The following is an 11,716-nucleotide window of genomic DNA, read 5'->3' on the forward strand; positions in this document are numbered from 1 at the left end:
GGGTGGCTGAGCCGAGGATCCTGCTGCTGTCGACGTCCGACACGGACCTGATCAGCGCCCGGTCCAGCGGCAAAAACTATCGGTGGGCCAACCCGTCGCGGCTCTTGGACGAGGAGCTGTCGGACCTGCTGGCCGACGCCGACATCGTGGTCGTCCGGATCCTCGGCGGGTATCGCGCCTGGCAGGACGGCATCGACGCGGTGATCGCCAGCGGCGTCCCGACGGTGCTCGTCAGTGGCGAGCAGGCCGCCGACGCCGAGCTGACCGGCCTGTCCACGCTGGCGGCCGGCATCGCGGTGCAGGCGCACATCTATTTGGCCCACGGCGGCGTGGAGAACCTGCGCCAGTTGCACGCCTTCCTCTCCGACACGGTGCTGATGACCGGCTTCGGATTTACCCCGCCGGTGGTGACGCCGACGTGGGGAGAGCTGCCGCGCCCGGACGCCGCCAACGGCGACGGCCCCACCGTCGCGGTGCTCTACTATCGCGCGCAGCAGCTGGCCGGCAACACCGCCTATATCGAATCGCTGTGCCGGGCCATCGAAGACGCCGGCGGCCGAGCGCTGCCCGTCTACTGCGCCTCGCTGCGCACCGCCGAACCCGAACTGCTGCAACGGCTCAGCGCCGCCGACGCAATGGTGGTCACCGTGCTGGCTGCCGGGGGGCTGAGGCCCGCCGAGGCGGCGGCTGGTGGTTCCGATGACAGCTGGAACGTCGAACACCTTGCCGCGCTGGATATCCCGATCCTGCAAGGCTTGTGCCTGACCAGCCCCCGCAACCAATGGCGCGACAACGACGACGGCCTGAGCCCGCTCGACGTCGCCAGCCAGGTCGCGGTGCCCGAGTTCGACGGGCGCATCATCACCGTCCCGTTCTCGTTCAAGGAGATCGACGACGACGGGCTGATCTCATACGTCGCCGATCCGGAACGCTGCGGTCGCGTCGCGGGCCTGGCCATCCGGCACGCCCGGCTGCGGCGCGTTCCGGCGGCGGAAAAGCGCGTGGCCCTGGTGTTTTCGGCGTACCCGACCAAGCACGCCCGCATCGGCAACGCGGTCGGGCTCGACACCCCGGCCAGCGCGGTCGCGCTGCTGCGCGCGATGAGCGAACGCGGGTATCAGGTGGGCGAGCTGCCCGGCGTCGAGGCCAACGACGGCGACGCCCTGATCCACGCGCTGATCGAACGCGGGGGACAGGACCCCGACTGGCTCACCGAAGGGCAGCTCGCCGGCAACCCGATTCGGGTGTCCGCCAAGGACTATCGTGCGTGGTTCGCGACGCTGCCCACCGAGCTCGCCGACGCCGTGGTCGAACACTGGGGCCCACCGCCCGGGGACCTCTTCGTCGACCGCACGGCAGACCCCGACGGCGAGATCGTCATCGCCGCCATCCAAGCCGGCAACCTCGTCCTGATGGTCCAGCCGCCCCGCGGCTTCGGGGAAAACCCGGTCGCCATCTACCACGACCCGGACCTGCCGCCCAGTCACCATTACCTGGCCGCGTACCGCTGGCTCGACACCGGATTTCACGCCGACGCGATAGTCCACCTGGGCAAGCACGGCAACCTGGAGTGGCTGCCGGGGAAGACCCTCGGCATGTCGGCGGCCTGCGGATCCGACGCCGCGCTGGGCAACCTGCCGCTGATCTACCCGTTCCTCGTCAACGACCCCGGCGAGGGCACCCAGGCCAAACGGCGGGCGCACGCCGTGCTCGTCGACCATCTGATCCCGCCGATGGCGCGCGCCGAAACCTATGGCGACATCGCGCGTTTGGAGCAACTGCTCGACGAGCACGCCAACGTCGCGGCGCTGGATCCCGGCAAGCTGCCCGCCATCCGCCAGCAGATCTGGACGCTGATCCGGGCCGCCAAGATGGACCACGACCTGGGGCTGACCGAACGGCCCGCCGAGGACGCGTTCGACGAGATGATCCTGCACGTCGACGGGTGGCTCTGTGAGATCAAGGACGTCCAGATTCGCGACGGGCTGCACGTGCTGGGCCAAAAGCCCACGGGGGAGGCCGAACTCGACCTGGTGCTGGCTATCCTGCGGGCGCGCCAGCTATTCGGCGGCGAGCATGCCATTCCCGGCTTGCGGCAGGCACTCGGCCTCGCCGAGGACGGCACGGACGAGCGCGCAACGGTCGACCAAACCGAGGCCGCGGCGCGCGAATTGGTCGCGGCGCTGCAGGCCAGTGGCTGGGATCCCGGTGCCGCCGAGCGCCTCACCGACGACGCCGACGTCGCGGCGGTGCTACGGTTCGCGGCCACCGAGGTGGTGCCCCGCCTGGCCGGCACGTCATCCGAAATCGACCAGGTGCTCAGGGCGTTGGACGGCCGGTTCATTCCCGCCGGCCCGTCGGGGTCGCCGCTGCGCGGCCTGGTCAACGTGCTGCCGACCGGGCGCAACTTCTACTCGGTCGACCCGAAAGCGGTGCCGTCCCGGCTGGCGTGGGAGGCCGGTGTGGCGCTGGCGGATTCGCTGCTGGCCCGGTACCGGACCGACCACGGGCAATGGCCGCAATCGGTCGGGCTGTCGGTGTGGGGCACGTCGGCGATGCGCACCGCCGGCGACGACATCGCCGAAGTCCTTGCGCTGCTTGGCGTTCGACCGGTGTGGGACGCCGCGTCGCGGCGCGTCACCGGCCTGACCCCCATTCCGCTGGCCGAACTGGGCCGCCCCCGCATCGACGTGACCGTGCGGATTTCGGGCTTCTTCCGGGACGCCTTCCCGCACGTCGTGACCATGCTCGACGACGCGGTGCAATTGGTCGCCGAGCTCGACGAGCCCGCCGAGGACAACTACGTGCGCGCCCACGCCCAAGCAGACCTCGCTCAGCACGGTGACCAACGCCGTTCCACCACACGGATATTCGGATCCAAGCCCGGAACCTACGGCGCCGGGCTGCTGCAGCTGATCGACAGCCGCAACTGGCGCGACGACGCCGACCTCGCGCAGGTGTACACCGCGTGGGGCGGGTTCGCCTACGGGCGCGGCCTGGACGGTCGCCCCGCAACCGACGACATGAACCGCCAGTACCGGCGCATCGCGGTGGCCGCCAAGAACACCGACACCCGCGAGCACGACATCGCCGACTCCGACGACTACTTCCAGTACCACGGCGGCATGGTCGCCACGGTGCGCGCGCTGACCGGGCAGGCGCCCGCCGCCTACATCGGCGACAACACCCGGCCCGACGCGATCCGCACCCGGACCCTGTCGGAGGAGACCACCCGGGTCTTCCGCGCCCGCGTGGTCAACCCGCGTTGGATGGCGGCGATGCGCCGGCACGGTTACAAGGGCGCGTTCGAGATGGCCGCGACGGTGGACTACTTGTTCGGCTACGACGCCACCGCGGGCGTCATGGCCGACTGGATGTACGAGCAACTGACCGAGCGCTACGTGCTGGACCCCGAAAACCGCAAGTTCATGGCCGAATCCAACCCGTGGGCGCTGCACGGCATGGCCGAGCGACTGCTCGAGGCCGCGGGCCGCGGCATGTGGGCGCAGCCACAGCCGGAAACCCTCGACGGGCTGCGCCAGGCGCTGCTGGAAACCGAGGGCGACCTGGAGGGCTGACCCCGCCGCGACTGTGCGGCTGGCCGCACACTCGGGACCGAACGTGCGGCTGGCCGCACGCTCGGCACGAGCGGGCCGACGGGCGTAGGTTGACACCCGTGACCCCCACTTTCGCCGATCTCGCCAAGGCGCAATACCTCCTGCTGACCACCTTCACCAAGGACGGCCGGCCCAAGCCGGTGCCAGTCTGGGCTGCCTTGGACGAGCAGCGCGGCGACCGGCTGCTGGTCATCACTCAGGAAAAGTCGTGGAAGGTCAAGCGGATCCGCAACACCCCGCGGGTCACGCTGGCCACCTGCACCATGCAGGGCCGGCCGACCAGCGAGGCGGTCGAGGGCACCGCGGCGATCCTCGACAAGTCGCAGACCGCCGCGGTCTACGACGCCATCGGCAAGCGGTACGGCATCGTCGGCAAGGTCTTCAACTTCTTCAGCAAGCTGCGCGGTGGCATGGACAACAACATCGGCCTCGAGCTGAAAGTGGCGCCAGGCTAAGGCAAATGGGGACCGTCCTCATCCCGATCCCGGACCGCGACTTCGACCCCACCGAGGTCGCCGTCAGCTGGCGGGTCCTCACCGACAACGGACACCGGGTGGTGTTCGCCACCGAAAGCGGCGCGCCCGGCGTCGCCGACGACATTATGGTCACCGGCCGCGGGTTGGACATCTGGTCCGCGCTGCCGGTACTGGGCAGCCTCCCGGTCGTCGGGCTGATGCTGCGGGCCAACAAGGACGGCCGCGAGGCGTACCGGGACATGCTGCGCTCGGCGGAATTCCAGCGCCCGGTCACGTGGTCACAAGCCTGCCTCGACGGCATCGACGCGCTGCTGCTGCCCGGCGGCCATCGCGCCCGGGGAATGCGTAGTTACATCGACAGCGACATCCTGCAGCGGCTCGTCGTAGACGCGTTCGCGCGAGGGCTGATCGTCGCCGCGATCTGTCACGGCGTCCTGCTCGCCGCCCGCAGCATCGATCCCGCCACGGGGCGCTCGGTGCTCTACGGAAGCAAGACCACCGCGCTGACGTGGGCGATGGAAGGCCTGGCCTGGCGGCTCACGCGGTTGACTCGATTGTGGGATCGCGACTACTACCGAACCTACACCGAGGAGCCCGGTCAGCCCGTCGGGTACATGTCTGTTCAGTCGGAAGTCACTCGCGCGCTTAAGGATCCGTCGGATTTCCAAGACGTCGGCAGCGGAACGCCGCACCGGTGGCTGAAGTCCTCGGGCGTGGTGCGTGACACCGCCACCGATTCGCGGGCCGCCTTCGTCGTCGACGACGGCCGCTACGTGTCGGCGCGCTGGCCCGGCGACACGCACACGTTCGCGACCGTGCTGTCGCAGAAGCTGAAGTGACCCAACGTGTTTCAGCCCGCCTTCAGGTGCTCGCCGAAGAAGGCGAAGACGCGGCTCCACGCGTCGTCGGTGGCGGCCTGGTCGTAGCCGAAACCCGCGATGCGAAGCAGCGGCTGCGCGGGCAGCGTGTTCGCGAAGCTGTGCCCGACGCCGGGATAGTCCTTGATATCGGTGGTTATCTGCTTCGCGGCGGTCACCTCGCGAAACTTGTCGGCGGCGCCCCTGCCCAGTGGGTCACGGGCGCCGAAGCTCGCGACGATCGGGCACGCCCCCTCCAGAGTGCGGCCGAGGTCGCGGCGCAGGGGAGTGCCGTAGAAGGGCGCGGAGGCCTCGAAACCCCTGGGCGACATGACGATCGCGAACTGCCCGCCCATGCAGAAGCCCGCGATGCCGACAGGCCCGGAGCACTCGGGCATCGCCTTGAGATGATCGCGGGCCGCCAAGATGTCGTCGACGGCCCGACCCCGCTTCGTCTGCAGGTCCCGCATGACCCTGGTGATGCAGCGGACGCGGCCGCCCCGCGAGTACAGGTTCGGCGTCAGGGCCAGGTAGCCGGCCTGGGCGATGCGCTCGTTGGTCGCCTGCTTGTCCCGGCCGTAGCCGAAGGCGTCGTGGATCACCACCACCCCTGGCCACGGGCCGTCGCCCGGGGGAAGGTTCAACAGCGCATCAATCGATCCGTCCGGGGTGTCGATCTGAATCGTTGCCATAGCGTCATCTAACTGCAGCCGTGTCGGGCGCCACCAGGGGAACTCCCCGGTGGGCCGCGGACGTTGGCCTCACATGATGTCGCGGCTGTTTCTGATCTACGCCGTCGTCGAGCTCGCGGCGGTCATCGCGCTGGTCTCGTCGGTCGGGTGGGGCTGGACGCTGCTGGCGCTGCTGGGCACGTTCATGCTCGGGTGGGTCGTGCTGGCCCCGATGGCGGGATCACAGCTCATCCGACAAATCGGGCAATTGCGGCGCGGGCTGACCGAGCCGCGCACCGCGGCGAGCGAAGGGGCGCTGGTCACGCTGGCCATCGCCCTGGTCCTGGTCCCCGGCCTGGTCACTACCGCCGTCGGGCTGCTGTTGCTGGTGCCGCCGATACGGAAGGTCGCCGGGCCGGGACTGACCGCGCTGGGCATGCGCGGCCTGCGGCGGCGGGCGCCGTTGATCACCGACGCGACGCTTTTCGGAACCGACACCCGCGATACTCAGCGCGACTACATCGACGGCGAGGTTGTTGACGTGCGGGACTTTCGCGCGCCGGCCTTGCCCAGCGAGGCGCGCGGTGGATATCCCGGAAACCCCGCGTGGGATTAATTTGCCCGGCTCCTCAGCCCGCCGCTGCGCGGCGCGCATCGTCGCCGGGCTGGGATTGATTGCCCTAGGCACAGCCACACGTAGTTTTGGCCTGTGACCGACGACATCACGCTGCTGGTCAACGGGAGGGTCCACAGCCGGACCCACCCCGACGCCACCGCTATGGCGGTCCGCGGCGACGTCATCGCCTGGCTGGGCAGCGACGACGTCGGTCGCAGCCAGTTCCCGGGCGCCGACATCGAGGACCTGGACGGCGGCTTCGTGGCGCCGGCGTTCGTGGACAGCCACATCCACCTCACCGCGACCGGCCTGACGCTCAGCGGCCTGAATCTGCAACCCGCCGAGTCGCGCGCCCAGTGCCTGCAGATGGTTGCCGACTACGCGGCCGCCCACCCGGGCCGGCCGGTGTGGGGGCACGGCTGGGACGAATCGTCGTGGCCGGAGAACACGCCGCCGAGCACCGCCGATCTGGACGCCGTCCTCGGTGACCGGCCCGCCTACCTGACCCGCATCGACGTCCACTCCGCGCTGGCCTCCACGGCGCTGCGGCGTCACGTCGCGGATCTCCCCGCGGCGACCGGCTTCGACCCGGAGCGCCCGCTGGTGGGCGACGCGCACCACCTGGTCCGCGCCGTCGCCCGCGACCTGCTGACGCCCCAGCAGCTGACCGAGGCCCGCACGGCCGCGCTGCGGGCCGTCGCCGCGGCCGGCATCGTCGCGGTGCACGAATGCGCGGGTCCCGAGATCGGCGGCCTCGACGACTGGCTGGGCCTGCGTGACCTCGGCGGCGGCGTCGAGATCGTCGGCTACTGGGGCCAGGCGGTGACCACGGCCGCCGAGGCGCGGGCGCTGCGGGACGAGACCGGCGCCCGCGGGCTGGCCGGCGACCTGTTCGTCGACGGCGCACTGGGGTCTCGCACCGCCTGGCTGCACCAGCCCTATACCGACGCACCGGACCGCCACGGCACCTGCTACCTGGACCCCGACGCCATCGAAGCCCATCTGCGGGCGTGCACCGAGGCGGGGGTGACGGCCGGTTTCCACGTCATCGGCGATGCCGCCGTCTCGGCGGCGGTCGCGGCGTTGGAACGGGTGGTCGCCGACCTCGGGGTGGCCGCCGTCGCCCGCTGCGGGCACCGCCTCGAGCACGTGGAGATGGTCACCGCCGAGCAGGCCGCCAAACTCGGTGCGTGGGGCGTCATCGCCAGCGTGCAGCCCAATTTCGACGCGCTGTGGGGTGGCGCGGACGGCATGTACGCCCGGCGGCTGGGCGCCGAACGAGGCAGCCGGCTCAACCCCCTTGCGCTGTTAGCATCCCAAGGCGTGCCCCTCGCGCTCGGTTCCGACGCCCCCGTCACGGGCATCGACCCCTGGGCGAGCGTGCGGGCGGCGGTCAATCACCGCACCCCGGGCAGCGCGGTGTCGGCGCGGGCCGCGTTCGCGGCCGCCACCCGCGGCGGCTGGCGGGCGAGTGGCGCCCGCGATGGCCTGGCGGGAACGCTCGCGCCCGGCGCGCCCGCGTCCTACGCCGTGTGGGACGCCGGGCCCCTCGACGTCCACGCGCCCCGCGACGCAGTCCAGCGCTGGTCCACCGATCCCCGCTCCCGGGTGCCGGCGTTGCCGCGCCTGGGCCCCACCGACGCGCTGCCGCGTTGCCGCCGGACCGTGCATCGAGGCGCTGTCATCCATGGCTAGGGAGTGGTTCGGCGCCCCCCAGCCTCCCGACCAGGACCCGATCAGCGACGAGGCCGAATCGGAGAGGGATGAGGACGCCGCCGAGATCGAACCGGCCAGGACCGACGAACCCGAATCCGAACCGGAATCTCCTGACGCTGCCGGCACGGCCACCCGAAAGGGCAGGGCGGCGGGGCTTGGCGCGGCGGTGATCGCAAAGCTCCCCGGTGTGTGGGCCGCGCTGCGACCGCGCCTGCCGCGGCTGGCGCTCGCCATCGTGGGTGGCTTGCTGCTGTTCGCCAGCTTCCCGGCCGTGAACTGGTGGTGGGCCGCCGTCGTCGCCGCCGCGCTGCTGGCCTGGGTGCTGCAGCATCCGGCCACGACGCCGGCGGGCGGTCTCGGCTACGGGTTCCTGTTCGGGCTGGCCTTCTATGTGCCGCTGTTGCCGTGGATCAGCACTCTGGTGGGCGCCGTGCCGTGGCTGGTGCTGGCGGCCGTCTGCGCACTGTTTCCCGCGCTCTTCGGCCTGTGCGCGGTCATCGTGCGGCGGCTGCCGGGCTGGCCGATCTGGTTCGCGCTGGTGTGGGTGGCCCAGGAGTGGCTGAAGTCGATCTTCCCGTTCGGCGGCTTTCCCTGGGGCGTCGTCGCGTTCGGTCAAGCGCAGGGCCCGTTGCTGCCGGTGGTCCAGCTCGGCGGGGTCGCGCTGCTGTCCCTGGCGGTCGTGCTGGTGGGATTCAGCGCGACCGCGATCGCGCTGGAGATCGTCAAGTGGTGGAAAACCGGCCACCCGGACGGCGCAGCGGCCGCGAAAGAGCCCGCGCCGCCGCCGGCCGTCGTGCTGCCGGGTATCTGCATCTGCCTGGTGTTGTTCGCCGCCGTCATCATCTGGCCGCAGGTGCGCCACGCCGGCGCCGGAGCGGGCGGCGAACCCTCGGTCACGGTCGCCGTGGTGCAGGGCAACGTGCCCCGGCTGGGTTTGGACTTCAACGCGCAACGGCGAGCGGTGCTGGACAACCACGTGCGCGAGACCCAGCAGCTGGCCGAGGACGTGCGCGCCGGCCTGGCCCCGCAACCGCAGTTCGTCATCTGGCCGGAGGACTCTTCCGACATCGACCCCCTGGCCAACCCCGACGCCGCCGAGCAGGTCGCGCGGGCCGTCGCGGCGATCGGCGCGCCGATACTCGTCGGCACGGTGCTCGACGTGCCCGGCCGCCCGCCGGACAACGCGCAGTACACCAACACGGTGATCGTGTGGAACCCGGTCAGCGGACCGGCCGACCGCCACGATAAGGAAATCGTGCAGCCGTTCGGGGAGTACCTGCCGATGCCGTGGCTGTTCAAGCACCTCTCCGGCTATGCCGACCGGGCCGGACACATGGTGCCCGGCCGAAGCAGCGGTGTGGTGCACATCGCCGGGGTGCCGGTAGGGGTATCCACCTGCTGGGAAGTCATCTTCGACCGGGCCCCGCGCAAGGCCGTGCTGAACGGCGCCCAGCTGCTGGCGGTGCCCGCCAACAACGCGACCTTCAACAAGACGATGAGCGAACAACAGCTGGCGTTCGCCAAGGTCCGGGCGGTGGAGCACGACCGCTACGTCGTGGTCGCCGGGACCACCGGGATCAGCGCGGTGATCGCCCCGGACGGCGCCGAGCTGGTCCGCACCGACTTCTTCGAGCCCGCCTACCTGGATATCCAGGTGCGCCTCAAGACCAAGCTGACGCCGGCGACCCGGTGGGGCCCGATAGTGCAGTGGGTTTTGGTCGTAGCGGCCGGATCGGTCATTCTGGTCGGGATACGGCACAATGGATGGTTCGCGCGTCCGATTCTTCGGAGGTCCAGGCCTCCCGGTGAATCGGAAGACGCCGGTACGCCCCCGGGCGGACCCCCGCCCGACGAGGGCGACGCGGAGAGAGCGCAAGGCACCGCGCCGGACGCGGGCGATGACGACAATCCGCCCGAGGATGGCGGCCTACCTGATTTCGGGCGACACAGAGGAGCTACATGACCACCGGCCAGCCGGCGCCCCGGGTCCCGGGTAACCGTCCCAGCGAGCGCGTCCTGGTGATCATCCCGACGTTCAACGAACGGGAGAACCTCCCGGTGATCCACCGGCGGTTAAAGGCGGCGTGCCCGAACGTGCACCTGCTGATCGTCGACGACAACAGCCCCGACGGCACCGGGCAGCTCGCCGACGACCTCGCGGCGGCCGACCCCGACCGCGTCCACGTGATGCACCGCACCGCCAAGGACGGCCTGGGCGCGGCCTACCTGGCGGGTTTCGCCTGGGGTCTAAGCCGGGACTACTCGGTGCTCGTCGAGATGGACGCCGACGGCAGCCACGCGCCCGAACAGCTGCACCTGCTACTGGACGCGGTCGATGCCGGCGCCGATCTGGCGATCGGCTCGCGCTACGTCGAGGGCGGAGCGGTGCGGAACTGGCCGTGGCGGCGCTGGGCGCTGTCCTGGACGGCCAACACCTACGCGCGGGTCGCCCTCGGTATCGGCGTGCACGACATCACCGCCGGCTACCGCGCCTACCGCCGGGAAGTCCTCGAGACGATCGGCCTGGACGGCGTGGACTCCAAGGGCTACTGCTTCCAGATCGACCTGACGTGGCGCACCGTCTGCAATGGGTTCGTCATTGCCGAAGTGCCGATCACCTTCACCGAGCGCGAACTCGGCGTCTCCAAGATGAGCGGATCGAACATCCGCGAGGCGCTGGTCAAGGTCACCCGGTGGGGCATCGAGGGGCGAACCACCCATCCCCGCGCGATCCGCGCCGACAACCGCGGTTAGCCGCGGCGGCGCGACCGGATCAGCTCGAGGCGCTCCTTGAGCAGTTCTTCCAGCTCTTCGACGGAGCGGCGCTCCAGCAGCATGTCCCAGTGCGTCCGCGGCGGCTTGACCTTCTTCGGCTCGGGCAGGTCGCCCTCGATCAGGGTGCCTTCCATGCCGTTGCGGCACAGCCAGGTGCCGGGGATGTCGGCGTCGTCGGCGAAGGGAACCTCGAACTCCTCGCCGTTCTCGGTGCGGTACCGCGCGATCTGACGCGGCGCGAGGTCGTGGTTGCGGTCGGTCTCGTAGCTCACGGCTCCAAGGCGACTGCCTCTCAGGACGCGATCGGCCATGGCTGCTACTCCTTTAGATCCTGTGGGCTGTGTGCAATTTCCGTTTAGCAAACGTAATGACGGCCCGCGTAGTTCCCAGGCCGACACGCGGCATACGCGACGCGACCTTCAATGATACGGGATTGCCGACAACGGCCGACTATCCTCGGCAGGCGTGACCCGCCGTGCCCGCCCCCACCCGTGCCGGTGGTGCGGTCGCGACGTGACAGACGCCGGGATGGGCCGTCGCCGCCAGTACTGCCGACAGTCCTGCCGGCAACGCGCCTACGAGCAACGCGCCTCTTTGAATCGGGGTGATGCGGGAGCCGTGCCGGCGGACGCGGTGGTGCTGTCCGCCGAGGACGCCGCCGACCTCTCGGATCGTGTCTACCAGGTGCGATGCGCGGCGGAGGACGTCGCCACGGCGCTCGACGAGGGGGCCCCACCGGCGGAGCTGCGTGAGCTCTGTGACGTGCTGATCCGGGCCGCCCGGGCCGCCGACGGTTGGCGCCGAGCGGGGGTCTAACCCGGCTTGACCACCACTGATGGGTTGCCGAGTACAGTCGCGCCATGGGCGGCGGGCCGTTTTTGCTCGGGTTTAGAGGTCGACGCCGTTCCTCTTTTAGCAGCCGGGAGTATCGGACGTTTTGAAATCCTGCCGGAGTTGGCCATACTCACGAGCGACATTCTTGGGTCGG

Annotated in this window: 8 protein-coding genes and 1 pseudogene; 7 read left to right on the forward strand and 2 right to left on the reverse strand. The window is 70.4% G+C overall.

Annotation, left to right across the window (positions count from 1 at the left end; translation table 11 throughout):
- Window positions 1–2: 2 nt before the first annotated feature.
- From cobN to AWB92_RS12580, 3 genes are all read left to right on the forward strand, one after another.
- Window positions 3–3,578 (forward strand): cobaltochelatase subunit CobN, encoded by a 3,576-nt coding sequence (cobN, locus tag AWB92_RS12570; protein ID WP_085185961.1) that lies wholly within the window; start codon window positions 3–5, stop codon window positions 3,576–3,578.
- A gap of 98 nt (window positions 3,579–3,676) precedes the next feature.
- Window positions 3,677–4,072, forward strand: coding sequence for a PPOX class F420-dependent oxidoreductase (locus AWB92_RS12575; RefSeq protein WP_085185963.1), 396 nt, complete (start codon window positions 3,677–3,679; stop codon window positions 4,070–4,072).
- Window positions 4,073–4,077: 5 nt separating this feature from the next.
- On the forward strand, window positions 4,078–4,932 hold the full coding sequence (locus AWB92_RS12580) for a type 1 glutamine amidotransferase domain-containing protein (RefSeq protein WP_085185965.1): 855 nt from the start codon (window positions 4,078–4,080) through the stop codon (window positions 4,930–4,932).
- A gap of 11 nt (window positions 4,933–4,943) precedes the next feature.
- On the opposite strand, the gene AWB92_RS12585 is transcribed toward AWB92_RS12580, so the two are convergent.
- Window positions 4,944–5,642, reverse strand: a complete 699-nt coding sequence (locus AWB92_RS12585; protein WP_085185967.1) for a dienelactone hydrolase family protein — start codon at window positions 5,640–5,642, stop codon at window positions 4,944–4,946.
- A gap of 73 nt (window positions 5,643–5,715) precedes the next feature.
- On the opposite strand from AWB92_RS12585, the gene AWB92_RS12590 reads away from it, so the two are divergent.
- The 3 genes and pseudogenes from AWB92_RS12590 (at window position 5,716) to lnt (ending at window position 10,707) form a co-directional block, all read left to right on the forward strand.
- Window positions 5,716–6,237: an FxsA family protein gene (locus AWB92_RS12590; protein WP_085185969.1), complete on the forward strand. Its 522-nt coding sequence runs from the start codon at window positions 5,716–5,718 to the stop codon at window positions 6,235–6,237.
- A 162-nt stretch (window positions 6,238–6,399) separates the two neighbouring features.
- Window positions 6,400–7,932, forward strand: a complete 1,533-nt coding sequence (locus AWB92_RS12595) for an amidohydrolase (protein ID WP_142282075.1) — start codon at window positions 6,400–6,402, stop codon at window positions 7,930–7,932.
- Between the two features lie 187 nt (window positions 7,933–8,119).
- Window positions 8,120–10,707, forward strand: a pseudogene (gene lnt / locus AWB92_RS12600) (apolipoprotein N-acyltransferase).
- Here lnt and rbpA read toward each other — a convergent pair.
- Entirely contained in the window at window positions 10,704–11,039 is a 336-nt protein-coding gene (gene rbpA, locus AWB92_RS12610) for an RNA polymerase-binding protein RbpA (RefSeq protein ID WP_067015244.1), read from the reverse strand. The pseudogene lnt and the gene rbpA sit on opposite strands and share 4 nt — an antisense overlap.
- 154 nt (window positions 11,040–11,193) lie before the next feature.
- Here rbpA and AWB92_RS30175 point away from each other — a divergent pair, with 154 nt between their 5' ends.
- Complete coding sequence (locus AWB92_RS30175; protein ID WP_193791400.1) at window positions 11,194–11,544, forward strand: hypothetical protein; 351 nt, start codon at window positions 11,194–11,196, stop codon at window positions 11,542–11,544.
- The last annotated feature ends 172 nt before the right edge of the window (window positions 11,545–11,716 follow it).

It is taken from the genome of Mycobacterium sp. IEC1808, assembly GCF_002101935.1.
Classification (GTDB): Bacteria; Actinomycetota; Actinomycetes; order Mycobacteriales; family Mycobacteriaceae; genus Mycobacterium.